We start from the raw sequence: 24,858 nt of genomic DNA on the forward strand, positions 1-24,858 counted from the left end.
GGTTTTAAACACTGTCCAGAGGAAAGGCTCCAAAATGAAAACCGCCCTGATTGTTTGCCTGCTCGCGGCCGGCGCCGCCCCCACCCCGTCTCCGGCCCCCCGGATCGATTTCGCGGAAACCGCCTTCAACGCCGGCACCGTCTGGGAGGGGGACAAGGCCGCACACTCCTTCTCCTTCACCAACGTCGGCGACACCGACCTGGTGATCGACCGGGTCAAGACCAGCTGCGGCTGCACCGCCGCCCTCGTCACCCAGAAAACCGTTCCTCCCGGCGCCGAGGGGACGATCAAGGTCGAATTCAACACCACCCGGCGCTCCGGCAATCAGCGCAAGACCGTCTACGTCTACTCCAACGATCCGGGACTCCCCAACGCCCAGCTCGAAATCTCCTGTTACGTCCAGACGGTGGCCGCCTTCGAACCCAGATCGGTCGTCTTCCAGGAAGTCGTCCACGGAGAGGGCGCCGCCCAGACCGTCTCCCTGGTCCCCGCCGCCGGGCCATTCCGGATCACCTCGGTCAGCGCCACCCCCCAGTTCATCGCCGCCACGGTGCCCTCCGGGGAGATGGAGGTCGGCGCCGACAACCGGCCGGTGGAGGTCGAGGTCAGGGTGCTCCCCGACGCTCCCATCGGCCAACACTCGGGGACGCTGCTGGCCAAACTCGACCATCCCCAATGCCCCCAGATCAACGCCAGGATCCGGGTCAACGTGGTCGGCCTGATCAGTTATTCGCCCCGGATGTTCTTTTTCAACCGCGACAACCTGGTCCGTCACGAAGAGAAGGTGATCGTCATCACCAAACAGGGAGAGCCCGACCTGCGGGTGACCCGCCCCCAGATCTCCCTCGAAGGATTCTCCCTGGACCTGCAGGAGACGGTCCCGGGCCGGGAGTTCCACCTCACCGTCCGGCCCGAGGGGGAACCGATCCCGGGAAGACGGCGGGGGACCTTGTCGTTCCAGACCAACGACCCCAGCCAACCCCGCATCGAACTTCCGATGACGGCCTACTATCCGGAAGACCGACCGGGAGCCTAGTCCCGGTCGAAGACGATCCGGATCCGGACCAGGATTTCGTATTTTCCCTCCCGGATCCCTTCCCGAACGCTGCCCAGGTAGTAGAGGCGCCCGGTCAGCCGGTCGGAGACCGAGGTCTCGGGGTAACGGGCCCGGACGGCGGAAAGGATGGCGTCGTTGATGGCGGCTTCCTGGGCCGTGCGCCGGGCGGCCAGCGCGCTTCCCTCCTGGGCCAGGACGGCCTCTCCCCGCCCGTAGTATTCGCGGAGGCCTTCCTGGGGCTCGACCAGGTCCGCGGGCGCCTCGACTTCGAGCAGCCCCTTGAAGAACCCGCTCTCGAGCCTTCTGACCTCGACCAGCCGGGTCTCCCGGTAATCCACGGTCCGGGCGGAGGGAGCGTAGGAAAAGGCGGGGTATCTCCCCAGGAGAACGGCGAAATCGACCCCTTCCAGCCGTTCCCGGATCGAGGAGAAAGCCGCCAGCCTCGTGGCTTCCGCGGAAGGCGCCACTCCCTCCACTATGACCCGGACCGTCTCCGGCGGCGGGGTCGGCGGCGCCGGCGCGGGCGGCGCGGACGCCAGGAGCCAGAACATGCAGCAGACGGCGTTCATCTCCCCGCCAGTATGAGGGAATCCCAGCCGCGGGGCAAGCCCGCTTGACGCTCCCGGGGTTCCGGGATATGCTGGCCGGAAACAACCCGAGGAGGCGATATGGGCAGGTTCGTTTATTGGCGGAGCGCGGCGGCCGCAGCCGCGGTGATACTGGCGGCCGGGGCCTGCGGGCGCGTGCCCGCGGGCCGGGGCGGCGGCGGGGCCGAGGGGACGCAGGCGCCCGGATTCACCCTGCGCGACCTCTCCGGGAAGGACGTGAGCCTCTCCGATTACCGGGGCAAGGTGGTGATCGTCGATTTCTGGGCGACCTGGTGCCCCCCCTGCCGAGCGGAGATGCCCGGTTTCGTCGGCCTGGACGAAAAATACCGGAAACGCGGGCTGGTCATTCTCGCCGTCAACGTCCAGGGAGAAAACCGGGAGACGGTCGGGCAGTTCGCCCGCTCCCTGGGGATCGATTTCCCCATTCTCATGGGGACGCCGGCTGTAGCCGAAGCCTACGGCGGGGTGAGCGCCATCCCCACCTCCTTCGTCATCGACCGGGAGGGGGTCATCCGCAAACGGATGGTCGGCCTCCACCCCCCCGAAGAATTCGAGAAACAGATCGAAGGGCTGCTGGGCGCCCCCTGAAAGCGATGAAGCCGAGGTTTCGCTTCCCGGGTGCGAAGGGCGCCGTCCTGGTGCTGGCGGGGTTGCTGCTGCTGCTGGCCGGGCTCTTCCTCGGCGAAGGAGCGGAGGTCAGGGCCAAGGGGAGCTTCCTCTGCCTGGAATGCATCGGGCTGGGCTGAACCATGGCCCCGGCGAGGAGAGCGGTTCAATTTCTGGCGGCCCTGGGTTGGAACTGCGCGTTTCTCCTGGGACAGCCTTCCCTGACCGGCCTTTACCGGGGACCGCTGAAAACCGCCTGTTGCCCCGGTCTCAACTGCTACGCCTGCCCCTACGCCGCGGTCTCCTGCCCCCTGGGCGCTCTGCAGAATTTCATCGCCGTCGGCTCCTACCATTTCTCCCTCTACCTGGGCGGTTTTCTCCTCGCCGTCGGGGGAGGACTGGGGCGGATGGTCTGCGGATGGCTCTGCCCCTTCGGGCTGTTCCAGGAACTGCTCCACCGGATCCCCTCGCCCGTCTTCCCCTTCCCCCGGCGACTGCGGCACCTGCGCTGGCCCGTGACCGCGGTCCTGATCGTTCTCGTTCCCCTCATCCTGGAAAAACCGGGGTACTGCGCCTGGCTCTGCCCGGCGGGCGCTCTGGAGGGAGGAGTGCCCTTCTTCCTTTTCGACCCCCGCATCCGCGACCTGGCCGGAATCGTATTCGGCCTCAAGCTCGCCATCCTGGCGGCCTTCGGCCTGGCTTCGGTCTTCTGGTACCGGCCTTTCTGCCAGGCGGCCTGCCCCCTGGGGCTTTTCTACGGATTCTTCAATCGGACGGCCCTGGTGGGCCTGCGCCTGTCGCGGGAAAACTGCACCGGGTGCGGCGCCTGCGCCGAGGTCTGCCCGATGGGGCTCCAGCCTCACCGGGGGGGGATCGATTCCGGAGCCTGCGTCCGCTGCATGCGCTGCGTCGGGCGCTGCCCGGGGGGGGCCATTTCCCTGGGGGGGCCCCGGCGGACGACGGCGGCGACAACCCGTTAAAATTTTATTGACTCGGGAACGGGGACGGCTATCTTGAGTTGCAACGGAGCCTAACTCTCGAACACGGAGGCAACCATGGCTTATCAGATCAGCGACGACTGCGTGGCCTGCGGGACCTGCCAGGCGGAATGCCCGGTGGACGCGATTTCCGAGGGAGATCCCATCTACATGATCGATTCGGAAAAATGCATCGACTGCGGCGCCTGCGCCGAGGTCTGCCCGGTCAGCGCCATCAGCCCCGGGGACTGAGTTTCCGGACGTCCGCGGACGGGCCCGGCGGGAGACCCTCCCGCCGGGCCTTTTCCGTCTCCGACAACCGGCGCCCAACCGCGTTTTTTCCGTAATCATACGGCGGCCGTTATGTTAAAATTATAAAAGAATCAGCACGTCAACCTGGAGTGGGCTGATGAGACAGACGCGCATCGTCCTCGAACTGGCCCTGGCGGCGGGGTTGTGCCTTCTTTCCGGGTGCGGGGGAAGCGGGGGGGAGAAAAAGGAAAAAAACAACCTGGAATACTCCCGGGACCTGGCCAGTAAGGAATATCTGGTCAGGCTGGCCGCGGTCAAGGCTCTCTCCGAGTCGGCCACCCCGGAGGACACGGTCGCCACCCCCCACCTGATCGGGATGCTCCGCGACGGCAACGAGACCATCCGCCGGTTCGCGGCCGCCGCCCTGGAAAAAATCCGCGATCCCCTCGCCATCCCCGGCCTGATCGACGCCGCATCCGACGAAAGCAGCTACGTCCGCTACCAGTCGGTGGGCGCCCTGGTTAATTTTTACGACGATCCCCGGGCCCGTCAGGCGATCATCAGGGCGCTGGGAGACGACAACGGATACGTCCGGCACATCGCCGTCACGCGGATCGGCGAAACCGCCGATCCCGCCATGGTCGACATGGTCCTGCCCCTGCTCGACGACGAGAACAACTACGTGCGGGCGGCGGCGGCCGGCGCCCTGGGCAAACTCGGCTCGGCCAAGGCCATCGACCCGCTCATCCGTGCCCTCGACGACCCCAACTCGTACGTGCGCTCCTTCTCGGCCTCTTCGCTCGGAAGACTGGAAGCCCGTCAGGCCATCCCCGACCTTAAGCGCCGTTTGAACGACCCCAGCCCCTGGGTGGTCAACCACGCGGCCCGCGCCCTGGCCTGGATGGGGGAAGACGACGGCATCCCCTTCCTGGTCGCCAACCTCTCCTCTCCGGTCGAGGACAAGGAAAACGCGGTCAGCGAGGAAGCGGTGGAGTTCCTCCGGGAAATCTCGGGGAGCGACTTCGGCTTCGATCCCGGGGCGCCCGAGGAGAAACGGCGGGAAGCGATCCGGCGCTGGGAAACCTGGGCGGCGGAGAGGGCGCCCGGAGCGGGCGGGTGAGCGCGGGCCCCGCGGCGGGCGGGGGACGGAGCAATAATGCGGGTTGATTATCTCCGGGGATGGGGGTAGTCTTGCTGCGGCAATCGTGGAGCCGGCGGCGCCGGCAGAGCGCGAGGAGTACAACCCTGATGAGAGCTGTTTTTTTGAACCGTCCTTTTCTGGTAATCGCCTTTGTCTGCGCGGGCGTCTGCCTCGTCCCCTCCTCTCCCGGTGCGCTGGTATCCTCCCGGGGCGCCTCGGCGGCGCCCGAGCGCGAACTCCTGGTGTCGAGCCTGGAGGCGATCGGCTTCAGCCGGCACGATGCCGAGACCAGGGTGGCGGGTCTCTCCGACCGGGAGGTCGCCACCGCGGCGGCGGCCCTGGAACGGAACCGCGTCGGCGCCGGCGACGACGGCTACAAGAAGGCCCTCTCCGCCGGTTTGGTCATCATCGTCGTCCTGGCGGCCGTCACCGGGGTGTACTTCTTCGTCAACAACTGATCTTGAACCGGCTCCTTTTTCTCTTCCTGGCCTGCCGCGCGGCCGCGCTCGCGGCGGAGAGCGGGGGAACGTTCCTGGAGGTTCCTTTCGTCGTCCAGGAGCGCGAATACTGCGGGCCCGCGTGCCTGGCCATGGTCTTCAACTATTACGGCGTGGAGTTCGACCAGGAGAGCCTCGCCCGGGAAGTATACCGTCCGGAACTGGACGGTTCTCTCAACCTCGATCTTCTTCAGGCCGCCCGGCGCCACGGGTTCGACGCCGAGGCCTTTTCCGGAAGTCGTGACGACATCTTCCAGGCCCTGGACGCCGGCGCCCCCGTCATCGTCCAAGTCCTGGTCCCCGGCGGGAGCGGGAACTACCATTTCATGGTCGTCCGCGGCTACGACCGGGAAAGCCGGACCCTGACCGTCCATTCCGGGCGCAGCCGCGATCTTCGCCTGGAGTGGGACGCGTTCGGCCGGGACTGGGACGGGAGCGGGAACTGGATGCTGGTCGTCCGCAGAAAAACTTCCTGGCCGTGAAGACCGCCGCCGGCCTCATGATCCTGGGCTGCTCCCTGCTCCTGCTGGCGTCGGGCTGCTCTTCCTACCGCGTCAACGTTCTGGGGGTGGACGTCGATCAGGCCGCCGAACTTCTCGCCCCCCGCCGAGAGACCCTCGATCCCGAAACCGAGGCGGCCCGGCACAACGACCGGGGAGTGGCCCTGGAACGGGGCGGAGACCTGCGCGGGGCCCTGGACGAATACCGCGAGGCGGTCAGGCTGCGCCCGGACTACGTTCTTCCCCTGGTCAACATGGGCAACGTCTGGGTCAAGCTCAACCACCTCCCCAACGCCGAAGAAGCCTACCGTCGAGCCCTGGCCGCCGACCCGGGCGACGCCGCCGCCCTCAACAACCTCTCCTGGGTCGTCCTGAGGATGGGGGGAGATCCCGGGGAAGCCGTCGAGTTGACGGAACGGGCGCTGAAAACCGACCCCGAACCCCGTTTCGCCTATCTGGATACCCTGGGCTGGGCCCTCTACCGCGCCGGCGACCGGGAACGGGCCCGGGCCGTCCTGGAAGAAGCCCTGGACCTGCCCCCCGCCGACGCGCCCGACGCCCGGGCCGAGACCCGCTATCATCTGGGGATGGTGCTGGAAGCCGGCGGGGATTTCCGCGGCGCCCGGGAAGAATACCGGCGCGCCCTCGATCTGCGCCCTCCTTCCGCCCTGGCCCGGGAGCTGCGCCGGCGGCTGCGGGAGGTCCCCGACTCCTGAACAGCCGACGGCCGCGAGGACTCTTTCCCCAAGCGGCGAAAGGTTGCCTGCCGCGGCGCTTTTTCGTATAGTTACTCGATCGGCCTGGACAGGCAAGGAGCATGCGATGAAAAATTTCAGCCTTATTCGACCCGACAGCGACGTTTGGAGGGAACCCACGGGGAGAAAACTCGACGTGGTTCACGTCGACGAACCGAACCTCCGGCGCGACCTCTTCCCTTACTCCGAAGTGCCCCGGTTGGCCTTCGACGGGGTGACGATCCCGACCGACCCGCCCAAGGATATCTATATCACCTGCACCACCTTCCGCGACGGGCAGCAGGCCCGCCCTCCCTACACCGCGGAGGAGATTCTCACCATCTACGATTTCCTCCATCGGCTGGGGGGCCCCAAGGGGGTTATCCGCCAATGCGAGTTCTTCCTCTACACCGACAAGGACAAGGAAGCGGTCCGGCAGGTCCTGGAAAGGGGCTACCGCTACCCCGAGGTCACCGGGTGGATCCGCGCCGTGGCCAGCGACTTCAAACTGGTCAAGGAAATGGGACTCAAGGAGACCGGGATCCTGACCTCGGCCTCGGACTACCACATCTTCCTCAAACTCGGCCTCACCCGGGAAAAAGCCCTCGACAAGTACCTGGGGCTGGTCAAGACCGCCCTGGCGGAAGGGGTCATTCCCCGCTGCCACCTCGAAGACGTGACCCGGGCCGACATCTACGGATTCATCGTTCCCTTCGCCCAGAGGCTGATGGAACTGGCCAAGGAAGCCAAGGCCAAGATCAAGATCAGGCTCTGCGACACCATGGGCTACGGAGTGCCCTGGGCGGAAGCCGCCCTGCCCCGCAGCGTTCCCAAGCTGGTGCGGGCCATGACCAAGGAAGCCGGAGTCCCCAAGGACTGGCTGGAATGGCACGGCCATAACGATTTTCATCTGGTCACCGCCGCCGGGCTGGCCGCATGGCTCTACGGCTGCGCCGGGCTCAACGCCACCCTGCTCGGCTTCGGGGAGCGGACCGGCAACCCCCCGATCGAGGGCGCCTGCATCCACTACGCCGGCCTGACCGGATCCACCAACGGGATGGACCTCTCCGTCATCACCGAAATCGCTCATTACTACCAGGAAGTCATCCGGTTCCGCATCCCCCCCAACACTCCCTTCGTCGGCCGCGACTTCAACGTCACCCGGGCGGGAATCCACGCGGACGGCGCCATCAAGAACGAGGAGATCTACAACATCTTCGACACCAAGGCCATCCTCAACCGGCCGCCCACGGTATCGGTCACCGACAAATCCGGGATTTCGGGGATCCTCTACTGGATACAGACCCAGACCGATCTCGACACCGGGAAGCTGAACAAGGCCCATCCGGGAGTGGTCAACATCAGGGATTGGATCGACACCCAGTACCAGGAGGGGAGGACCACCTCCATCTCCCCCGACGAGATGCACCATCAGATCCGCAAACACCTTCCGCACCTCTTCAAATCCGAATTCGACCACATCAAGGAGCGGGTGAGGAGCATCGCCAGCCGGATCGTCGAAGGCCTGGCCGCGGACGGCGCCATCCGCTCCATGGACCCCTCCCGGCAGGTGCCCGTCCTGGAGCAGTGCCTGGAAGCGGAGCCTTTCATCAAGTACCTCTACATCACCGACATCCGGGGGAAGAAGATCACCCCCAACGTGACCCACCCTTACTCCCGGGCGGCTTACGACCGGGAATTCATCGACCACCAGGACTTCGCGGACCGGAGCTGGTTCATCAACCCCATCCGGGACGGGAAAACCCACCTGACCGATTTCTACATCTCCCGGTTCGACGGGAAGCTCTGCATCACCGTCTCCACCCCCATCCGGGACGACCGCGAGGAGATCGTCGGCATCCTGGGAGCGGACATCCAGTTCGAAGACGCGGCCAAGCTCGAGGACGAGGACGTTTGACATGAACGGCCCCGAAGAAACCGCCGCCGCGCTCGAACATTTCCGTGTCCTGATCGAGGAGCAGCTGGCCCGGGTCGAACGGCTCCGGCAAGGCGGAGCCTGGACGGATTATGCCTCGCTCTCTCCGCTGAAAATAGCCGTGGTCGGCGGCGACGGAATCGGGCCCATCATCTGCCGGGAAGCCCAGCGGGTCCTGGAACGTCTCCTGGCCCCGGCCCTGGCGGAGGGCAGGATCGAGTTCCGGGTGGTGGAGGGAATGACCATCGAAAACCGGGCCCGGGAAGGAAAAGCGATCCCCGACGGGGTCCTGGCCGAAATCAAGGAGTGCCCGATCCTCCTCAAAGGCCCCACGACCACCCCTCGGAAAGGAGATCCCTGGCCCAACATCGAAAGCGCCAACGTCGCGCTCCGCAGGGAGCTGGATCTTTTCGCCAACGTCCGGCCGGTCCGGGTGCCGGCGGAGGATATCGATTGGATCTTCTTCCGCGAAAACACCGAGGGGGCCTATATCCTCGGAAGCCGGGGGCTGAACATAGGGGGGGATCTGACCCTGGATTTCAAGGCCATCACCCGGCAAGGTTCGGAACGGATCGCCCGGCTGGCCTTCGAGCACGCCCGCGCCAACGGCATCCCCCGGGTGACGGCCGTAACCAAGGCCAACGTGATCAAGACCACGGACGGCCTGTTTCTGGACACGTTTTACCGGGTGGCCCGGGACTACCCGGAAATCGCGGCCGACGATTGGTACGTCGACATCATCACCGCCAAGCTGATCGATCCCCAGCGCCGGACCCAGTTCCGCTCCTTCGTCCTCCCCAACCTCTACGGAGACATCGTTACCGACGAAGCCGCCCAGATGCAGGGCGGAGTGGGAACGGCCGGCAGCGCCAACATCGGCTGGAACTACGCCATGTTCGAAGCCATCCATGGGAGCGCCCCGCGGATGGTCCGGGAAGGCCGGGGCGAGTACGCCGACCCCTTCAGCATGATCCGGGCTTCGGCCATGCTTCTCTCCCATATCGGCTACGTCGAGCAGGCCCGCGACCTGGAGGCCGCCCTCGACATCTGCGGCCAATACGAAAAGAAGCTGGAGATCACCGGGCGACCGGGCGGGGCTACGGCCGCCCGGATGACCGATTATCTCCTGGAAACCCTGGCCGACCCGGACCTGCTCGCGCGCCGCGAGGAGTATCGCCGGCAATGAGCAGGCCGAAGATCAGCGTCGTCGGAGCCGGCTCCGTGGGGGTGGCCTGCGCGACCGAACTGGCCCGCCGGGAGGTGGGGGAGATCGTTCTGGTCGACGTCAGCCCGGACCTGCCGGCGGGGCGCGCGCTGGACCTGAGCCAGTCGGGGCCGATCGGGGGGTTCCATGTTCCGGTCACCGGGACCGACGACTACGAAGCCACGGCCGGGTCCCGGGTGGTGGTGATCACGGCCGGAACTCCCCGGCGGCCGGGCATGAGCCGGGAAGATCTCTTTTCCGTCAACAGCCGCACTATCCGCGCCGTGACCGAACGAGCGGCGGGGGCTTCCCCCGAATCGGTGCTGATCCTGGTCACCAATCCCCTGGACGTGATGACCTGCCTGGCCTGGAAGGTGAGCGGTTTCCCCAAAAAGCGGGTGATGGGCCAAGCGGGGGTACTGGACTCCGCCCGGCTCCGCGGTTTCATCGCCGAGGCCTGCGGGGTTTCCCCCCTCGACGTGGCCGCCGTCACCTTGGGAGGGCACGGGGACACCATGCTCCCCCTGACCCGGTACGCGACGGTGGGAGGCCTACCCCTGGAGACGTTTCTCTCCGAGGAGCAAATCCGGGCCGTGGTCGACCGAACCCGCGCGGGAGGAGCCGAAATAGTCAACCTTCTGAAAAACGGGAGCGCGGCCATCGCCCCGGGCCTGGCCGCCGCCCGGATGGCCGAGAGCGTGGCCAGGAATTCCCGCAGGGTGATGCCCTGTTCGGTGCTGCTCGAGGGAGAATACGGATGCCGCGGCGTGTTCATGGGGGTGCCGGCGGTCCTGGGGTCGGGCGGAGTGGAGCGGATCGTCGAAGTCGCCCTCTCCCCGGAAGAAACGGCGGCGTTCCGGGCTTCGGCCGAGGCCGTGCGCCGCGGAATCGAAAAACTCGAACCCCAGGGAGACGGAAATGGAACGTAACGCCCGAATCTGGCTGCTGGGACTCGTCGTCCTTCCCCTCGCGGCCCTTTCCTGCGCGAGAGAAAATTCGACGCTGCGCGGAAGCGCCGCGCGGGAGTACCTGGAGGCGAAACCTCTCGCCGCCGACCCCGGCTTGTATTCCTGCTACGTCATCCGGAACCGGAGGATAGAAGGAATCGTGGCCGCCGTCTTCAACCCCGGCGGAGGACCGATCAAGGTGGTCAGGCGGGAACTGGTCTCGGCCGACAAGAATCCGGGCAACACCGTGGTCCTCAACGATCCCTCCGGGGACAGCAGCGAACCGGTCGATCCGGACCTCCTGAAGGAGATCGCCGAGGAATCCCTGGTCCCCGAAGTATTCCTGGACCCCGACGGGGTCCAAGCGGCGGTGATCTACCGGGACCCCCGCGTCTCCTGCGACGTCGCCCTGCTGGAAGGAGGCATGGTCCGGGTCCGGTTCGGGGGCCGCAGCGACCGGGGAGGGGCCATCGCGTACTCCCTGCCCGTTTTCGACACTTCCCGGATGCGGCAGCGCACCGACAGCACCGCCAAGGCCCAGGCGCCCCAACCCGCCATCCGCCAGGTCGGCGCGTTCACCCTGGGGGAGACCGTCTCCTGGAAGGACGGGGACCTGATCAAGGTCGGAGCCATCAGCGAATTCGTCGATCAGGAAACCTGCCTGGTCAACGTCGCCACCGGCCGCGGCACCCGAACCGAGTCCGTGGCCGTGGATGCCTTGACGCCGGTCAATCAGGCCGGTTTCACGAACCAAACGGAGGAATAAGAGATGACTGAGATCGCCGTCGGCGACCTGGTACAGTGGAAGAGCGGGGACGCCGTCAGAGCCGGAGTCGTGCAGTCCGTCAACACCGACGGAACCTGCTCCGTCAGCCGCCAGACCAAAAGCGGCCGGGAGACGGTCTCGATCCGCGCCGCCCGCCTGGAGCGCATCGCCTCGACTACCGGGGCCGCCGACTGACCCGGTTCAGTCCAGACCCAGGAGGCCCCGTTTCAGTCCCGGATTGGGTGGTTCCGGGCCCAGCCAGACCGCCCAGAAAAGCCGGGCGAAGTCGGGGTCGGCGATGATCCCCTTGATCCGGCCCTTGATTTCGACTTCGAGTCCCCGGCCGGGCAGGGCGGTGAACACCATCGTGTCCCCGGCCTCGACCGTTTCCATCCAGCCGTCGAGCTGAGCCAGGGCGGGGCGGAGACGCTCCAGATCGGAGCCGAGGTTTTCCTGAAGCCCCTCTCCCCAGGCCTCGACCAGCTTCTCCCGGTCCACCCGGGAATAGACGAAGTGCATGACTATACGCTTGATCCCCCCGGAATCGAGGATACGGCCGGGGTCGGACGAACGCTCCTGGAGGTAGAGGCCGGCCACGTAGACGTCCACCTTGAAAAAGGTCGCCTCGCGCAGGCCCATCCCGTTGAGAACCAGGTCCTTGCCGTCCACGACGATCCGGTCGGGCATGGTCACGCCCTCCAGTTCGGCAGCGGGGACGGACGCGCAGGCTCCCAACAGCAGAACCGCCGCCGCCAGTTTCGACACGGACATACGCACCTCCCTTTTCCCGGATTCGGCCCGGGGGCCGTTATTTCCCGACGACGGCGGGGGCGAGTTCGACCGTGTCGCCCGGCGCCACCGTCCCCCCCGCCAGCACCCGGGCGAAAACGCCCTCTCGGGGCATGATGCAATCGCCCGTCAACCGGGCGATCTCGCAACCGCTGTGGCATTTCTTGCCGATCTGCGTGATCTCGATTTCGACTTCCGCCCCCAACCGGACCCTGGTCCCCACCGGCACCGTTTTCCAGTCGATTCCCACGGTCGCCACGTTCTCGGCGTAGTCGCCGTAGGAAACCGGAACCCCCGCTTCCCTCACCTCCTCGATCCGTTCCGCGGCCAGCAGGCTCACCTGGCGGTGCCAATCCCCGGCGTGGGCGTCGCCCTCGATACCCCGGCCGGCTATCAACCTGATCGCCGGCACCGGGGTTTTCCCGGTTCCGGTCCGGGGGCTGACCGCTACCGAAACCACCTTCATCGGCTGTTCTCCTTTCCCCGCCAGATCCCCGCCTTCTTTATCCGCGCGGTCTCTTCCGCCGCCCGGAGGCGGTCGGCGTATTCGAGCTCGTCGGTGGTCCCGGCCAGCCAGGCCAGGCCCCGGGCGAGCAGTTCCTCGTTTGCCATCTTCTCCTTGACGAAAAGATACCCCCAGACCTCCTTCCCCGCCGGAGCCTCCCCGGCGAACTCGAAGCTCGCCGCCTGCCCCCCGGTCATGAACCGGTTGAAGTTCCGGGCCTGCAGCGCCGACGGTTTGAACCTCCCCTCGGCGTCGGGTTCGAGGTCCGGCACCAGTATCCCCTTATAATGGACCACCCAGATATCGCCTCCGGAAAGCACCCTGACCGTGCGGGCGTCGAGCACCTCCTCCACCACCCCCGCCACCCGGGTCAACCCCGGCTGCTCCAGCTCCACCAGGCCCAGGCGCCCCAGGATTTCGTTGGCCCGTTTCTGGGTCAGCACTCCGGCGAAATGCAGGACGATCAGAAGGCTCCAGAGCGCCACCGCCACGGTGATCAAGCCCCGGATAATGCCGGATCGCCCCAGGAGCCCCTTGCCCGAAGCCTTCTTCCCCAGCCGGAGCAGTCGCCCCCGTTCGCGGTCGGCCAGGCGCTTGAGTAACTTTTCGGCGGCGGCGGCGTTCTTCACCGGGTAGATCGACGAGCCTTCCGCGAGCCTGAGTTCCAGCACCCCGTTGCGCAGTCCCAGTCCGGCCCTGTAGAAAAGGTACTTCTTCCCCGCCTTCACCGGCCGGGCGGCGCAGTCCTTCCAGACGGTGAAGTGGACCTCGCCGCCGTCATCCTTGAGAATCCCCTCCTGGCTGACCAGGGCCTGGGGAGCGGGTCGGGCGGAACGGACGTCGGCCAGGACGTGGACCGGAACCCGGTCCCGGTCGAGGTCGGCGATGGGGGTGGTGGTCAGGCTCATTCCCGTGCTTCCTTATCCGAATTCCGCATTATTTTAAACGAGGCTCCGGCGCCGTGTCCAGGGGCGCCACGGGAAGACAAACGGCTTCGCCCGAGACAAAATCGAACCGCACCAGGCGGGTTCCGGGAACGAGGGCGGGCAGCAGCAGCTCGGTCTCCCCGTAGCGGGCGAGAACCCCTTCCCGGAGTCCGCACGAAGGGACGGTCCGCGGGGCCGTCCCCAGGCGGGCCCATTCCTCCTTGGCGCTCCCGCCCTCCCCCACCCACCCGGCCGGAAGAAACAGTTCGGCCCCCGGGGGGGCCGATTCCAGGACCACTTCCCGGCAGGGAGCGCAGGAGAGGAGCCCGAGGAACAAGACCGCCGGGCAGAGGCGGAAAGGAAACCGGAGGGCGACGGGCGGGAGCCTTCTCACCGCTCACTCCCCCCGGGCCGCCTGGAGTTCTTCGGCCTCCCGGAAACAGCGGGCGGCGAGAGCTTCGTCTCCCCGGGCGCGGGCGATCAGGCCCAGAAGATGGGCGAATTTCGGTTCCGCCGGCCACAGCGCCCGGCCGCGTTCCAGGTACTCCCGGGACCGTTCCAAAGCCTCCTGCTCCTCTTCCAGCTTGCGGGCCGCTTCCGCTTCTTTCCGCGCCCCGGAGAGGCTGGCGGCCTCGGATCGGTCGCGGGAGGCCAGGTTGAAATAGCAGGCCCCCAGGTTGTAGTAAGCCAGAAGGTTCTCGGGGTCGAGTTCGAGCACGCGCTCGAAATTGCGGATGGCGGGCAGGAGCTTCATGCTGTTGAGATCGATCACCCCCAGGTTCAGATAGGCCGCCGGGTAATCGGGGACCACCTCCAGCGATTTCCGTATATAGCGCCGCGCCGCCTCGTAATCGTGGAGATGGTCGATGTTGATGACGGCCAGGTTGTTGTAGGCGCCGGCGAAGGTCGGGTCCAGCTCGATCATCCGCTCGAACCGGGCCGCGGCCGAGCGGTACCTCCCCGCGTCGAGGTAGGCCTTCCCCAGGTTCCCGTGGACCCGAGCTTTCCCCGGGGCCTTGGCCAGGTTGTCCTCCCAGAGCGTGACCGGATCGTGGTAGATGCGGTTGCGGCTGTAGCTCAGGATCCCCAGGCAGAGGAGAATCGCGATCGGGCAGAGGGTCCTGAGGCGGGAGCGGGGAGCCGAGGCGAAGTAAGCCGCCGCCGCCACGGCCGCCCCCGCCAGGGGCAGGTAGAGGCGGTGTTCGACCGCGACGTCGCGGATCGGGACCACGCTGGATTCGGGGACGAGCCCGACCAGGAACCAGAGCAGACCCAGCGACACCAGGGGAGAAGCCCGTCCGGCGCGGAGAGCGAGCAGGAGAAGCGCGGCCAGGCCGGCCGCGGAAACGGCCGGGGCCGTCGCCAGGACCGTGGAGTACCAGGGGTAATCGTATTCCAGGCGCTGCCCCACCGGCAGCAGCACCAGGCGGACGTACGTGATCAAAACCCGGCACTGGGTGCTGAAGTAGCGGTACTGCCAGATCCCCGGCTGCAACTGGCCGGAGTCGTTGTAGCAGAGTTTGTCCCGGTAGACGAGAATCAGAACGATCCATCCCAGCAGCAAGCAGAAATACGGGGCCAGGCGTCCCCAGGCCGGGCGGGCGCCGGGCGGCCTGGTTTTGAGCTCCACCAGCAGGAGCAGAAAGGGCAGGACGATCGCGAACTCCTTGGTGAGCAGGGCGGCCAGGCACGAGGCCAGGGAAAAAGCGTACGCCGCTCCCCGGAACCCCCTCGAGCGCCCGGGCCGGAAACGCGACCGGAGGTAGAGGAAGACGCTGAGGAGGCAGAACCCGGAAGCCAGGGACGTGGCCCGCTGGACGACGTAGGTCACGGCCTGAGTCTGCAGGGGATGCAGAACGAAGAGGAGCGCTCCCGCCAGCGGCGGGACCGTCCGGCCCGGGAAAAGCAGGCGCAGCACCCCGTACAGGAGCAGGGCGTTGAGCAGGTGCACCGCGACGTTGACGGCATGGTATCCCCGGGGGGAGAGGCCCCCGGCCCGGTAGTTGGCGGCCAGGCTCAGGTAATTGAGGAAACGGGTGGGCCAGAAGTTCCAGAGAGGGACGACCTTCAGGTTCCTGATCGCCTGGTTGTCCCGGATCGAAGGAGAATCGTCCAGGTGGAAGGAAGCGTCGAGGGCCGGCAGGTAGACAAGAAAACCTACCGCCGCGATCAGGACCAGGTGCGCCAGCGTTTTCCAGGCAGTGCCCATTGTTTCTCCACGAGAGATTGTACCATCGCCGCCGGACAAACCCAAGAAAAGCGGGCTTTTCCTTCTTGACAACCGGGACCGGAACCTCTATTTTTGTAAAAACGATGCGGGGTGGAGCAGTCAGGTAGCTCGTCGGGCTCATAACCCGAAGGTCGGAGGTTCAAATCCTCCCCCCGCTACTGCCCTCGCGCCTTCGGGTCCGCGAGGGCTTTTTGCCCGGGAGCCGGAACGACCGGGCGGGAGAAATTCATGGCCACGGCCCCCATTCTTTCCAGGGAACTGATCGGCTCCGGCGAAATCCGCGACCGCGTCGCCGAACTGGGCCGGGAGATCGACGCTTTCTATGCCGGCGCCGAACTCACCGTTCTCCCGGTCCTCACCGGGGCGCTTCTCTTCGCGGCCGACCTGGTCCGGCACCTCTTCTGCCCCGTCAGGATAGAACCGGTTTCGATATCTTCCTACACCGGCACCAAGATCATCGGGGGAACCTGCCGGATGCGGCTGGGGCCGGGGCGCCGGGAACTGGAGGGCCGCGACGTTCTGATCGTGGACGATATCTACGACCGGGGCCGCACCCTGGCCGCTCTCATCGCCCGCTGCGAAGAAGCCGGGGCCGCCCGGGTGCGGACCTGCGTCCTCCTCCGGAAAGACCGTCCCGATCTTCCCCGACGGCCGGGGCACGTGGACTGGTTCGGCTTCGATATCCCCAACGAGTTCGTGGCCGGCTACGGACTCGATTACAACGGCCTCTACCGCCAGCTTCCCTCGATCGGGGTGCTCAACCCCGAAATCCGCTGAAACGGATCAGATCAACCCCAGGGAATCGGACGGGACCCACCCCGATTTCCCGTCGGGGAGCGCGATCTGCCGCCACGCTCCTTCTCCGCGGATGACACGGACTTCGGCCCCTTCGTGGAGGACGAAGGCGGGGGTGGCTTCCACGGCCGGGCTGTAAAGAACCTCCACCCGGGAAGACAGGACGACGGCGCGGGGGACATGGTAGTAACCCCACGCCAGCCAGGCCCCCAGAACGCAGAGGAGGAAAAGGACGCTCAGGGCTTTCAGCGCCGGCGCGGCCGCGCGGCGGAAACCGGGAAGAAAAATCGCGGCCAGGATCAGGACCGCCGCGATCCAGTAGAACGCGCAGGCGGCCAGGATCCAGTGCGCGGGGGGAAACAGCAGGGCCACGGAGCGGCGGACGCGGGACCAGAAACCGGCCTTGAGGCCCGAGGTATCCTCGCGCAGGTCCTCGCGGGCGTATTCCAGGTTTTTCCCGATCTCGGGGTCGCCCGGGCTGAGATCCCAGGCTTTCCGATAATTGAGAACCGCCCGGCCCAGGTTCCCCGTCTTGAAATAAGCGTTCCCCAGGTTGTAGTAGAGAGCGGCCCCGGCCCAGCCTTCGTCCAGGACTTCCCGGTACAGGGCGATCGCCCGGTCGTATTCCCCGAGACGGTAGGCGTCGTTGCCGCGGCGGAACCCCGAATCCCGGTCGGGCGGCGCCGCGGCCGCGGCGGTCGAGGCGATGGCGGCGATGCCCGCGGCCGCCAGCAATATCGGTATCCGGCGTTTCATAGCTTGATCTTTTCCATTCTCGCCACCAGTTCCTGGGCCATGGCCAGAAACCGTTCCATCTCCGCGCGGTCGCCTCCCCCCGGCGCATAACGGACGCGGTCGCAGGTCTCGAAACATTCCCTCAGGTGATCGAGCGTACCCGGGGGAAGCTTGAGGCCTTCGAGGCGGGCGCGCACTCCGGCCGCGTCGACGGCGGCGGACGGGATGCCCAGCCGGTCCCCCAGGTAACGGGCGAAAGCCCGGTGCGCTTCGGCGTAGAATTCCCGGCTCTCCCCCGCCTCCAGAAGGCGCCGGGCGCGGTCGAAGCGGCGGCGCGCCGACCGCGATGCGCCGACCTTGCGGGCGTACACCTTGTCCGAGCGCAGACGTTCCCGGCGGGCGCCGACGCGCCACGCCAGAATCACGACCACCGCGGGCAGCGACTGCAGCAGCCAGAAAACGGGGCCGAAACGCCCGGATTCGCCGGGGCGGGTCCACTCCCCGGGTTCGGTTTTGATGTAGAGGATGTCCTTCCCCAGCAGTTCGATCTCCCGGTTCGAAGGCCCGGCGGGGGCGGAGACCAGCCGGGCCCGCTCTCCTTCCGGGGCGGGCGCGGCCGAGACGGCGCCGCAGGCGGCGCGGGCCTCTTCGTAGCTTTTCCGGACCGGGTCGAAGAACGACAAGACCACGTCGGGAAGCTGCAGATCGCCGTCCTCGAGAGGGACCACGGCCGTCCGGAAGATCTTGGTTCCCCCGATCCTGCCCCCGACCACCTCGGGTTTGGTCTCGATCTCGGGTTCGTAGGTCCTGAACCCCTCCCCCAGGTCGATCGCGGGCATGCCCACCGACCCCAGGTTCCCGATACCGCGCACGGAGACGGTTATGGTGAACGGCTCCCCGACCTTGACCCGACGGGGCGCGACCTCGACCTCGAGGTCGAAGTTCCCCACCCCCCCGGTGAACGAAGCCGGGGCCCCGCCCGGCAGGGGGAGGACCCGGATCGAAACCGGATCGGAACGAAGGACGAAAGGCCGGCGCTCGTAATTGAATGGGTCCGGGAAAAAACCCTCGAAAAAGGGATCCTGGCCCGGGCGACGGCCGCGGGGGAGATAGATGTTTCCCCGCAGTTCGGCCGGGCTGACGGTGAGCTCGCCGGCGCTGATGGGGAAAACCGCCTTGCGTATCTCCGTCACCCGGTACCTGAGACCGTCCCGGACGGCGGTCCCCGTCTCCGGATTGCCCATGTCCATCTCCACGAACCCCACGGCCGGAGCCGGGGTGTAATCGAGGTCGCCGATCTCCAGCGCGGAAAATATCTGAAAATCGAGGGTGACCTGCTGATTGATGAACACTTCTTCCGGGTCGGCGAGCGAACGGACGAAGAGCCGGCTCGGTTCCTTCTTCTCGGAGGAGGCGGCGGCGCGCTCGGTCCGTCCCGGCGGCTCCACGGCGGCGGGAGGGGGGAGAGCGGAACCGGCATCGACCACTTTGACGGTGATCGGCCGGGTGGTGTAGGTGTGCCCCTGGTAGCGGAGAAGAGCGGATGGGATCGTAACCTGGCCGGCCTTGAGGGGAACGAGGATGTAATCGGTGCGCAGCCTGATATCGGCCCTGCCGTTGGTCACGGAAAACTGGGTGGAACTGGACCTCCCCACCACCTCCATCCCTTTGATTTCGGGCGGTTCCGGAGAAGCGTTTTCGGCGCCGGAAACGATCAGGGAATAGGTCAGGCGATCGGCCAGGGAAATGACGTTGCGGTCGACCGAAGCTTCGAACGTCACCGCCGAAGCCCACCGGGCCGCCAGCAGCGACAACGCCGTTGCCAGTATGTAGCTTCTTCGTTTCATCGCGCGCTTTCGTTTCGGCGGGAACTCCGGCCGCCGCGACCGCGGCCGGCGAGACCGTGACGCCGCCCGGATAACTCTCGTCGTAAACGCCGGTACTATACCAAATCCCGGCGGCGCCCTACCAGTCCTTGAGCACCTCGGGCGCGGGGGCGGCTTGTCGCGCCCGTTGCTCCTGGCGTTGTTCGTCTTCTTCGGCCGAAAGAGCGTCCAGCAGCTTCTCCACGTCGTCCCGGTTCAAGCCCTCGTTCGCCGCTGCCGGCTGCTGTTGCTGCTCCTGCTGCTGTTGCTGCTGTTGCTGCGTCTGCTCCTGCTGCTGTTGCTGCTCCGGCTGTTGTTGCTGCGGCTGCTCCTGCCGCTCCTGCTCCTGCTCCTGCTGCTGCTTCTGCTCCTGCTGCTGTTGCTGCTGCTCCTGCTCCTGCTGCTGCTGTTGCTGCTGCTGCTCCTGCTGCTGTTGCTGCTGCTGTTGCTGTTGCTGCTGCTGCTCCTGCTCCTGCTGCTGTTGCTGCTGCTCCTGCTGTTGCTGCTGCTGGCGCCGGAGCGCGATTTCATAATTATATTTAGCGTCTTCGTCGCCGGGGGCCAGTCGCATCGAATGCCGATACGCTTCGAGCGCTTCCCGGTACTTCTCCTGCCCCATGAGGGAGTTGCCCAGGTTGTACCAGGCCCAGGCCCCGAGAGAGCCCTCGTCTTTCCCGGCGATTTTTTTATAGAGCGAATCCGCGGTCTTGAAGTCCCGCATCCGGTAGTGGGTATTCGCCTGGTTGTAGAAGATCTGGGGGGCGTCCGGCAACGCCTGAGCTGCCGCCCCGTACCGGCTCAGGGCTTCTTGGTAGTTCCCTTCCCGGTAGAGCCGGTTCCCTTCGGCCACTTCCCCCGAAGGGCCGGCACGCAGCCGCTTCAGGGGCAGGAGCGCCAGCAGCAGCACAGCGGTCGAGATAATCGCGCCTTTCATTCCCCCTCCTCTTCCCGGCCGCGGCCGGAGAAAAACGGCGCTCCCCCCGCTTCTCCCAGCGCCAGGGACGCCGCCAGCAACCCCAGCGCCAGGGCCAGGGGTATCTGGTAACGGTGTTCGTAGACCCGTTTGCGGCGCGAGGCGGTTTCGCCCCGGTTCATTCCCGCGATCCCGTCCCGATAGATCCGCTCGATCTCCAGGCCGGTGGGCGTGGCCCGGTGGTAGGCGCCGCCCGTCTCCAGGGCCAACCGCTCGAGCACGGTCTCGTCAAGGCGGCTGACCACGATGTTCCCCTGGCGATCCTTGAGGTATTCCTCGCCGACGGGGGTCTTGAGCCGGATCGGAGCCCCCTCGGGAGTGCCGATCCCGATGGTGAAGATCTTCACGCCCCGTTCCCGGGCGCGCGCGGCCGCCGCTTCCCAGTCGCCTTCCAGGCTTTCTCCGTCCGAGATCAGCAACACGGCCTTGTCGCTTTCCCCCTGTTCCTCCCCCAGGAGTTCGAGGGAGCGGTCGACCGCCGCGGCGATGTCGGTTCCGCCCCGGGGGACCGACCCGACCCGGATATCGTTGACGAACATGCGCACGGCTCCGTAATCGTGGGTCAGCGGGCAGAGCGTGAAGGCCTGCCCCGAGAAGACGACCAGGCCGATCCGGTCGCCGCGGGCGAAGGCCAGCAGGTCCTCCAACTCCCGCCGGGTCCGCTCCAGGCGGTCGGGTTTGATATCGTCCGCCAGCATGCTCCGGGACGTATCCACCGCCACCACCAGATCGATGCCCCGTTTGCGCAGGTCCTCCCAGTGATACCCCCATTGGGGCCGGGCCGGAACCAGGGCCAGCAACCCGACCGAGGCCGTCAGGCAGACGGCCGCGCCCAGCCTGCGCCCGGAGCCGGCGGGCCGGTTCAACCGTTCCCAGAGGACGGGGTCGGCGAAAGCCCGGCGGCGGCGGCGGAGCCGGATGAAGCCCCAGCGCAGAAAACCCGCCAACACGGGGACGAGCACCAGCAGCCAGAGAGCCGATTCCGACGCGAATCTCACGGCAGCCTCCTGAAGCTCGTCCATTCCAGGAGCGTCCCCAGCAGGATCAGGCCGAGAGCCAGGATCGACAGGAGAGGGAAGAGTTCCCGGTACTGGGTGTAGACGACCGCCTCGGACGGGGTTCGCTCCAACTGGTCGATCGACTTGAAAATTTCCTCCAGGGCCCGGCTGTCGGTGGCGCGGAAATACTTGCCGCCGGTGGTCTCGGCGATCTGTTTGAGGGGGGCGTCGTTGAGGGGTTCGATGGTGTAGATGTTGAACCCCTTGCGGTACTGGACCGGGGTCGTGCTTCCGACCCCTATGGTGTAAATTTTCACCCCGAGGGTGCGGGCCATTTCCGCGGCGGTCTCCGGGGCTATTTTCCCGGTGTTGTTGTTCCCGTCGGTCAGGAGTATGACGATCCTGCTCTTGGCTTTCGATTCCCGCAGGCGGTTGAGAGAGACGGCCAGGGCGGAACCGATGGCGGTGCGGTTGCCGTCGAGCATCCCCAGTCGCACCCGGTCCAGAAGCCTTTCCAGCACTCCGTAATCGACGGTCAGCGGGCACTGGGTGAAGGCATAGGTGCCGAAGACCACCAACCCGATCTGGTCTTCGTCCCGGCCGGCGATGAAATTCTCGATGACGCGTTTGGAGATGTCCAGGCGGGAGACGGGCTTGCCTCCGGCGCTGAAGTCCGCGGCTTCCATGCTCCCGGAATCGTCGAGGGCGATGACGATGTCGACCCCCTCGGTTCTGATCTTGGTTTCGGTCAGGCCCCGGCGGGGACGGGCCATGGCCGCGACCAGCAGCGCCAGGGCGACGGTCATGAAGACGGCGGGGAGACGGCGGAGCCTCAGGCGCAGCGTGCGCGGGAGACGGGCGGGGGCCGCGGCGTCCGAAAATCTGACCGCCCGACCCCGGCGCCCCCAGAGGAGAAAAAGCCAGTAAAGGGGGAGCAGGGCCAGCAGCCAGAGCCAGACGGGGTTGACGAATTCGAAACCGTTCACGCCGCGGCCTCCTCCGGAGCGGTTTCCTTGACCACGCCGACCGCCGCGTCCCAGACCTGCTCCATCTCGGCCCGGGTGGGGCCGTAGCGGGCGAACTTGACCAGGTCGCACCGGGTCAGAAATTCGGCCAGCAGTTCCCGGTGACGCCCGGAAAGGGAATCCGCCGACGCCATCTCGACCAGAAACTCCTCGGTGGTGCGCTCCGGCGCGCGCAGGTTGAAGCGGTCTTCGAGGTAGCGTCTGACCACGTCCGATACCCGGACGTAATACTCCCCCACCCGCCCTTGGGCGGGAAGGTCTTCGGCCCGGATCGCCTCCAGGGCGGCCAGCGCCGCCAGGTGGGGCGGAACGGGAGGGGCCGCGGGCCCGGGGCCGGCGGGGCGGCGCCGGCGGCGGCGGACGAACCAGACCGCCGCGGCCAGCGCGATCGCCGCCGCCGCCGCCGCGATCCAGGGTCGGGGGTCCGCGGGCAGGACCGCCTGGTCCTTGATATCCCGCGGCTGCGGGTTTTCCTGTCCTTCCGGCAGAAGACTCTCCACCTTCAGGGGCACGGGAGGCGATTCGATCTCCTTCTCTTCTCCGCCGGGCAAGATCACCCGTACCTTCATCCCCGGGACCTCCCGCTCGCCCACGGTAAAGGTGGTAAGGCTCAACCAGTACTCCCGGCCGTTCTCCAGCGGGCGCTCGCCCGTATCCCTGATCTCCAGCCCGGACAACCGCGGCGGCTCGAAGACCGTCCGGGCCCCCGGAGGAGCCGTCACTTCCAGGTAGTAGGTGACGGGATCGCCGATATGAATCGACCCGGGCTCGACGCGGGCGCTGATCTCGACGGGCACTTCGGACGCCCGGGCGGCGCCCGCGGTCAAAAAGGCGACCAGGCAGAAAATCAGGCGGTTCACCGTCTCGACCTCCGCTCCCTCCGGCGGAAGAAAGCCAGGAGCACGGACTCGTAGGGCCGGTCGGTGGAGAGCCTGACGTAATCGACGGAGCTTTCCCGGAAATCGGCCAAAACCGCCTCCTCCTCTTCCCGGGCCAGGCGCCGGTACTCGTCGCGGGAAGCGCGGTCGAGCGTGTCGACCGTGACCTCCTCGCCGGTTTCGGCGTCACGGAGCGAGAGCAGACCCACCGCGGGGAGTTCTTCCTCCCGGGGGTCCCTGATCATCATCGCCACCAGGTCGTGGCGGCGGGCGGCGACCCGAAGCGCCTGCCGGTAGCCCGAAGCCTTGAAATCCGAAATCAAGAACGAGACGGTCTGGCGGCGGGTGACCCGGTTGAGATAATCCAGGGCCAGGGCGATATCGGTGCCCGTCCCCCGGGGCCGGAAATAGAGGACCTCGCGGATGACCCGCAGGACGTGCCGGCTCCCTTTGGCGGGGGGCACGAACTTCTCCACCCGGTCGGTGAAAACGATCAGACCGACGCGGTCCTTGTTCTTGATGGCGGAGAAAGCCAGGACGGCGCAGACCTCCGCGGCCAGCTCGCTTTTGAACCGGCTCCGGGTCCCGAACCGGCTGGAACCGCTGGCGTCGACCAGGAGCATCACCGTCAGTTCCCGCTCCTCCACGAACTTTTTCACGAAGGGCCGGCCCATCCGGGCGGTGACGTTCCAATCGATGTCCCGTTCCTGATCTCCCGGCTGATACTCCCGAACCTCGTCGAACTCCATCCCCCGGCCCTTGAAGACCGAGTGGTACTCGCCGGCGAAGACGTCGCTGACCAGCCTTCCGGTGGTGATCTGTATCCTGCGGATCTTCTTGAATATCTCTTTCGGGATCATGGCCCTTCCCCGCGGTTATCCCGCGCGTTCCTCCCGGTCCCGGGCGGACGGCGGCGGGCGCGTCAGGGAACCTCGATATGGTCGAACACCTTCCTGATCACGTCCTCCGATGCCAGCTCCTCGGCTTCGGCTTCGTAGGTGACGATCACGCGGTGGCGGAGCACGTCCATGCCCACGGTCTTGACGTCCTGGGGGGTGACGTATCCCCTCCCCTGGATAAAGGCGTGCGCCCGCGCCGCCACGGTGAGAGCGATGGTGGCCCGGGGAGAAGCCCCGTAGCGGATATAGTCCCCGATATCCAGACCGTAGTCGGAGGGCGCTCGGGTTGCGAAAACGATGTCGAGAATGTAGGACTTGACCTTGTCGTCGACATAAATCCGGTCGAGAACCCTGCGGGCCGCCAGAACCGTCTCCGGCTCCACCACCGCCGCGACGGAGAGTTCGTAATCGGTGACGGCCATCCTCTCCATGATCTCCCGTTCCTCCTTCTTGTCGGGATAGGAGATCACCAGCTTGAACATGAACCGGTCGACCTGGGCTTCGGGGAGGGGATAGGTGCCTTCCTGTTCGATCGGGTTCTGCGTGGCCAGGACCATGAAAGGCTCCGCCAGGGGGAAGGTCTCGACCCCGATGGTCACCTGCCGCTCCTGCATGGCCTCCAGGAGCGCGGACTGGACCTTGGCCGGAGCCCGGTTGATTTCGTCGGCCAGGATCAGGTTGGAGAAGATAGGGCCCTTGCGGGTGGAGAACTCCCCGGATTTGGGGCTGTAGATCCTGGTCCCGATCAGGTCGGCGGGCAGGAGATCGGGGGTGAACTGGATTCTCTGGAACGAGGTGTCGATGGCCCGGGCCAATACCTGTACCGAGAGACTTTTGGCCAGGCCGGGGACGCCTTCGATGAGGATATGGCCGTTGGCGAGGAGCCCGATGAGAAGGCGGTCTATCAGATACTGCTGCCCGACGATGACCTTTCCCATCTCCGACCTGAGGGGAGCGATGAAACTGCTGGCTTCCCGCACCTGCTCGTTGATTTCCTGAATTTCCGGATTCATGG

General features: G+C 66.5%; 29 protein-coding genes and 1 tRNA gene. 16 read left to right on the forward strand and 14 right to left on the reverse strand.

Annotated features, from left to right (window positions below; translation table 11 throughout):
• Positions 1–34 precede the first annotated feature (34 nt).
• Positions 35–1,036 (forward strand): DUF1573 domain-containing protein, encoded by a 1,002-nt coding sequence (locus PLZ73_03080; protein ID HOO76848.1) that lies wholly within the window; start codon positions 35–37, stop codon positions 1,034–1,036.
• On the opposite strand, the gene PLZ73_03085 is transcribed toward PLZ73_03080, so the two are convergent.
• The gene (locus tag PLZ73_03085) at positions 1,033–1,626 is read right to left on the reverse strand and encodes a hypothetical protein (protein ID HOO76849.1); all 594 of its coding nucleotides are present in this window, start codon (positions 1,624–1,626) and stop codon (positions 1,033–1,035) included. The genes PLZ73_03080 and PLZ73_03085 overlap by 4 nt on opposite strands.
• A 99-nt stretch (positions 1,627–1,725) precedes the next feature.
• Here PLZ73_03085 and PLZ73_03090 point away from each other — a divergent pair, with 99 nt between their 5' ends.
• The 13 genes from PLZ73_03090 (at position 1,726) to PLZ73_03150 (ending at position 11,420) form a co-directional block, all read left to right on the forward strand.
• Complete coding sequence (locus PLZ73_03090; protein HOO76850.1) at positions 1,726–2,253, forward strand: TlpA disulfide reductase family protein; 528 nt, start codon at positions 1,726–1,728, stop codon at positions 2,251–2,253.
• A 5-nt stretch (positions 2,254–2,258) separates the two neighbouring features.
• Entirely contained in the window at positions 2,259–2,411 is a 153-nt protein-coding gene (locus tag PLZ73_03095; protein HOO76851.1) for a thioredoxin, read from the forward strand.
• Positions 2,412–2,414: 3 nt separating this feature from the next.
• Positions 2,415–3,251, forward strand: a complete 837-nt coding sequence (locus tag PLZ73_03100; GenBank protein HOO76852.1) for a 4Fe-4S binding protein — start codon at positions 2,415–2,417, stop codon at positions 3,249–3,251.
• Positions 3,252–3,326: 75 nt separating this feature from the next.
• Complete coding sequence (locus PLZ73_03105) at positions 3,327–3,500, forward strand: 4Fe-4S binding protein (GenBank protein ID HOO76853.1); 174 nt, start codon at positions 3,327–3,329, stop codon at positions 3,498–3,500.
• A 157-nt stretch (positions 3,501–3,657) separates the two neighbouring features.
• Positions 3,658–4,620, forward strand: a complete 963-nt coding sequence (locus PLZ73_03110) for a HEAT repeat domain-containing protein (GenBank protein HOO76854.1) — start codon at positions 3,658–3,660, stop codon at positions 4,618–4,620.
• A 128-nt stretch (positions 4,621–4,748) separates the two neighbouring features.
• Positions 4,749–5,099 (forward strand): hypothetical protein, encoded by a 351-nt coding sequence (locus PLZ73_03115; GenBank protein ID HOO76855.1) that lies wholly within the window; start codon positions 4,749–4,751, stop codon positions 5,097–5,099.
• Between the two features lie 2 nt (positions 5,100–5,101).
• Positions 5,102–5,620, forward strand: a complete 519-nt coding sequence (locus tag PLZ73_03120; GenBank protein HOO76856.1) for a C39 family peptidase — start codon at positions 5,102–5,104, stop codon at positions 5,618–5,620.
• Positions 5,542–6,354 carry a tetratricopeptide repeat protein gene (locus tag PLZ73_03125; GenBank protein ID HOO76857.1) on the forward strand — a complete coding sequence of 271 codons (813 nt, stop codon included), beginning with the start codon at positions 5,542–5,544 and terminating at the stop codon, positions 6,352–6,354. Before PLZ73_03120 ends, PLZ73_03125 begins: the two co-directional genes overlap by 79 nt.
• Positions 6,355–6,460: 106 nt before the next feature.
• On the forward strand, positions 6,461–8,290 hold the full coding sequence (locus PLZ73_03130) for a histone-lysine N-methyltransferase (GenBank protein ID HOO76858.1): 1,830 nt from the start codon (positions 6,461–6,463) through the stop codon (positions 8,288–8,290).
• 1 nt (position 8,291) lies between these two features.
• Positions 8,292–9,494, forward strand: coding sequence for an isocitrate/isopropylmalate family dehydrogenase (locus PLZ73_03135; protein HOO76859.1), 1,203 nt, complete (start codon positions 8,292–8,294; stop codon positions 9,492–9,494).
• The gene (mdh, locus tag PLZ73_03140) at positions 9,491–10,441 is read left to right on the forward strand and encodes a malate dehydrogenase (GenBank protein HOO76860.1); all 951 of its coding nucleotides are present in this window, start codon (positions 9,491–9,493) and stop codon (positions 10,439–10,441) included. Before PLZ73_03135 ends, mdh begins: the two co-directional genes overlap by 4 nt.
• Complete coding sequence (locus tag PLZ73_03145) at positions 10,431–11,225, forward strand: hypothetical protein (GenBank protein ID HOO76861.1); 795 nt, start codon at positions 10,431–10,433, stop codon at positions 11,223–11,225. Before mdh ends, PLZ73_03145 begins: the two co-directional genes overlap by 11 nt.
• 3 nt (positions 11,226–11,228) lie before the next feature.
• Positions 11,229–11,420 carry a hypothetical protein gene (locus PLZ73_03150; protein ID HOO76862.1) on the forward strand — a complete coding sequence of 64 codons (192 nt, stop codon included), beginning with the start codon at positions 11,229–11,231 and terminating at the stop codon, positions 11,418–11,420.
• 6 nt (positions 11,421–11,426) lie between these two features.
• On the opposite strand, the gene PLZ73_03155 is transcribed toward PLZ73_03150, so the two are convergent.
• Genes PLZ73_03155 through PLZ73_03175 form a run of 5 tightly spaced genes read right to left on the reverse strand, consistent with a single transcriptional unit; the run spans position 11,427 to position 15,654 of the window.
• Positions 11,427–11,996, reverse strand: a complete 570-nt coding sequence (locus PLZ73_03155) for a chalcone isomerase family protein (GenBank protein HOO76863.1) — start codon at positions 11,994–11,996, stop codon at positions 11,427–11,429.
• A gap of 37 nt (positions 11,997–12,033) precedes the next feature.
• A complete protein-coding gene (locus tag PLZ73_03160; GenBank protein ID HOO76864.1) occupies positions 12,034–12,480 on the reverse strand; it encodes an MOSC domain-containing protein in 447 nt (148 codons plus the stop codon).
• Positions 12,477–13,427 (reverse strand): thermonuclease family protein, encoded by a 951-nt coding sequence (locus PLZ73_03165; GenBank protein ID HOO76865.1) that lies wholly within the window; start codon positions 13,425–13,427, stop codon positions 12,477–12,479. Before PLZ73_03165 ends, PLZ73_03160 begins: the two co-directional genes overlap by 4 nt.
• A 28-nt stretch (positions 13,428–13,455) precedes the next feature.
• Positions 13,456–13,839, reverse strand: coding sequence for a hypothetical protein (locus PLZ73_03170; GenBank protein ID HOO76866.1), 384 nt, complete (start codon positions 13,837–13,839; stop codon positions 13,456–13,458).
• A 3-nt stretch (positions 13,840–13,842) separates the two neighbouring features.
• Positions 13,843–15,654, reverse strand: coding sequence for a tetratricopeptide repeat protein (locus PLZ73_03175; protein ID HOO76867.1), 1,812 nt, complete (start codon positions 15,652–15,654; stop codon positions 13,843–13,845).
• 105 nt (positions 15,655–15,759) lie between these two features.
• On the opposite strand from PLZ73_03175, the gene PLZ73_03180 reads away from it, so the two are divergent.
• Positions 15,760–15,833: transfer RNA gene (locus tag PLZ73_03180), tRNA-Met, on the forward strand.
• Positions 15,834–15,903: 70 nt separating this feature from the next.
• Positions 15,904–16,452, forward strand: a complete 549-nt coding sequence (locus PLZ73_03185; protein ID HOO76868.1) for a phosphoribosyltransferase family protein — start codon at positions 15,904–15,906, stop codon at positions 16,450–16,452.
• A gap of 6 nt (positions 16,453–16,458) precedes the next feature.
• Here the strand turns inward: PLZ73_03185 and PLZ73_03190 are convergent, their stop codons facing one another.
• The 8 genes from PLZ73_03190 to PLZ73_03225 all read right to left on the reverse strand — a co-directional run bounded on the left by PLZ73_03190 (position 16,459) and on the right by PLZ73_03225 (position 24,856).
• On the reverse strand, positions 16,459–17,226 hold the full coding sequence (locus PLZ73_03190; protein ID HOO76869.1) for a tetratricopeptide repeat protein: 768 nt from the start codon (positions 17,224–17,226) through the stop codon (positions 16,459–16,461).
• The gene (locus tag PLZ73_03195) at positions 17,223–19,052 is read right to left on the reverse strand and encodes a BatD family protein (GenBank protein HOO76870.1); all 1,830 of its coding nucleotides are present in this window, start codon (positions 19,050–19,052) and stop codon (positions 17,223–17,225) included. Before PLZ73_03195 ends, PLZ73_03190 begins: the two co-directional genes overlap by 4 nt.
• 118 nt (positions 19,053–19,170) lie before the next feature.
• The gene (locus PLZ73_03200) at positions 19,171–20,004 is read right to left on the reverse strand and encodes a tetratricopeptide repeat protein (GenBank protein HOO76871.1); all 834 of its coding nucleotides are present in this window, start codon (positions 20,002–20,004) and stop codon (positions 19,171–19,173) included.
• Positions 20,001–21,041, reverse strand: a complete 1,041-nt coding sequence (locus PLZ73_03205; protein HOO76872.1) for a VWA domain-containing protein — start codon at positions 21,039–21,041, stop codon at positions 20,001–20,003. The genes PLZ73_03200 and PLZ73_03205 overlap by 4 nt, the downstream gene beginning before the upstream one ends.
• On the reverse strand, positions 21,038–22,027 hold the full coding sequence (locus PLZ73_03210; protein HOO76873.1) for a VWA domain-containing protein: 990 nt from the start codon (positions 22,025–22,027) through the stop codon (positions 21,038–21,040). The genes PLZ73_03205 and PLZ73_03210 overlap by 4 nt, the downstream gene beginning before the upstream one ends.
• Complete coding sequence (locus tag PLZ73_03215) at positions 22,024–22,926, reverse strand: hypothetical protein (protein ID HOO76874.1); 903 nt, start codon at positions 22,924–22,926, stop codon at positions 22,024–22,026. Before PLZ73_03215 ends, PLZ73_03210 begins: the two co-directional genes overlap by 4 nt.
• Entirely contained in the window at positions 22,923–23,804 is an 882-nt protein-coding gene (locus PLZ73_03220) for a DUF58 domain-containing protein (GenBank protein HOO76875.1), read from the reverse strand. Before PLZ73_03220 ends, PLZ73_03215 begins: the two co-directional genes overlap by 4 nt.
• A gap of 62 nt (positions 23,805–23,866) precedes the next feature.
• A complete protein-coding gene (locus PLZ73_03225; GenBank protein HOO76876.1) occupies positions 23,867–24,856 on the reverse strand; it encodes an AAA family ATPase in 990 nt (329 codons plus the stop codon).
• Positions 24,857–24,858 lie beyond the last annotated feature (2 nt).

The organism is bacterium (assembly GCA_035380285.1).
In the GTDB taxonomy this organism is placed as follows: Bacteria; Auribacterota; Erginobacteria; order Erginobacterales; family DAOSXE01; genus DAOSXE01.

Bases quoted from the DNA above. Each gene is read 5' to 3' on its own strand.
- PLZ73_03080 (HOO76848.1), top strand. From the start codon at position 35: ATGAAAACCGCCCTGATTGTTTGCCTGCTCGCGGCCGGCGCCGCCCCC.
- PLZ73_03085 (HOO76849.1), bottom strand. From the start codon at position 1,626: ATGAACGCCGTCTGCTGCATGTTCTGGCTCCTGGCGTCCGCGCCGCCC.
- PLZ73_03090 (HOO76850.1), top strand. From the start codon at position 1,726: ATGGGCAGGTTCGTTTATTGGCGGAGCGCGGCGGCCGCAGCCGCGGTG.
- PLZ73_03095 (HOO76851.1), top strand. From the start codon at position 2,259: ATGAAGCCGAGGTTTCGCTTCCCGGGTGCGAAGGGCGCCGTCCTGGTG.
- PLZ73_03100 (HOO76852.1), top strand. From the start codon at position 2,415: ATGGCCCCGGCGAGGAGAGCGGTTCAATTTCTGGCGGCCCTGGGTTGG.
- PLZ73_03105 (HOO76853.1), top strand. From the start codon at position 3,327: ATGGCTTATCAGATCAGCGACGACTGCGTGGCCTGCGGGACCTGCCAG.
- PLZ73_03110 (HOO76854.1), top strand. From the start codon at position 3,658: ATGAGACAGACGCGCATCGTCCTCGAACTGGCCCTGGCGGCGGGGTTG.
- PLZ73_03115 (HOO76855.1), top strand. From the start codon at position 4,749: ATGAGAGCTGTTTTTTTGAACCGTCCTTTTCTGGTAATCGCCTTTGTC.
- PLZ73_03130 (HOO76858.1), top strand. From the start codon at position 6,461: ATGAAAAATTTCAGCCTTATTCGACCCGACAGCGACGTTTGGAGGGAA.
- PLZ73_03135 (HOO76859.1), top strand. From the start codon at position 8,292: ATGAACGGCCCCGAAGAAACCGCCGCCGCGCTCGAACATTTCCGTGTC.
- mdh (HOO76860.1), top strand. From the start codon at position 9,491: ATGAGCAGGCCGAAGATCAGCGTCGTCGGAGCCGGCTCCGTGGGGGTG.
- PLZ73_03145 (HOO76861.1), top strand. From the start codon at position 10,431: ATGGAACGTAACGCCCGAATCTGGCTGCTGGGACTCGTCGTCCTTCCC.
- PLZ73_03150 (HOO76862.1), top strand. From the start codon at position 11,229: ATGACTGAGATCGCCGTCGGCGACCTGGTACAGTGGAAGAGCGGGGAC.
- PLZ73_03155 (HOO76863.1), bottom strand. From the start codon at position 11,996: ATGTCCGTGTCGAAACTGGCGGCGGCGGTTCTGCTGTTGGGAGCCTGC.
- PLZ73_03160 (HOO76864.1), bottom strand. From the start codon at position 12,480: ATGAAGGTGGTTTCGGTAGCGGTCAGCCCCCGGACCGGAACCGGGAAA.
- PLZ73_03165 (HOO76865.1), bottom strand. From the start codon at position 13,427: ATGAGCCTGACCACCACCCCCATCGCCGACCTCGACCGGGACCGGGTT.
- PLZ73_03175 (HOO76867.1), bottom strand. From the start codon at position 15,654: ATGGGCACTGCCTGGAAAACGCTGGCGCACCTGGTCCTGATCGCGGCG.
- PLZ73_03185 (HOO76868.1), top strand. From the start codon at position 15,904: ATGGCCACGGCCCCCATTCTTTCCAGGGAACTGATCGGCTCCGGCGAA.
- PLZ73_03190 (HOO76869.1), bottom strand. From the start codon at position 17,226: ATGAAACGCCGGATACCGATATTGCTGGCGGCCGCGGGCATCGCCGCC.
- PLZ73_03195 (HOO76870.1), bottom strand. From the start codon at position 19,052: ATGAAACGAAGAAGCTACATACTGGCAACGGCGTTGTCGCTGCTGGCG.
- PLZ73_03200 (HOO76871.1), bottom strand. From the start codon at position 20,004: ATGAAAGGCGCGATTATCTCGACCGCTGTGCTGCTGCTGGCGCTCCTG.
- PLZ73_03220 (HOO76875.1), bottom strand. From the start codon at position 23,804: ATGATCCCGAAAGAGATATTCAAGAAGATCCGCAGGATACAGATCACC.
- PLZ73_03225 (HOO76876.1), bottom strand. From the start codon at position 24,856: ATGAATCCGGAAATTCAGGAAATCAACGAGCAGGTGCGGGAAGCCAGC.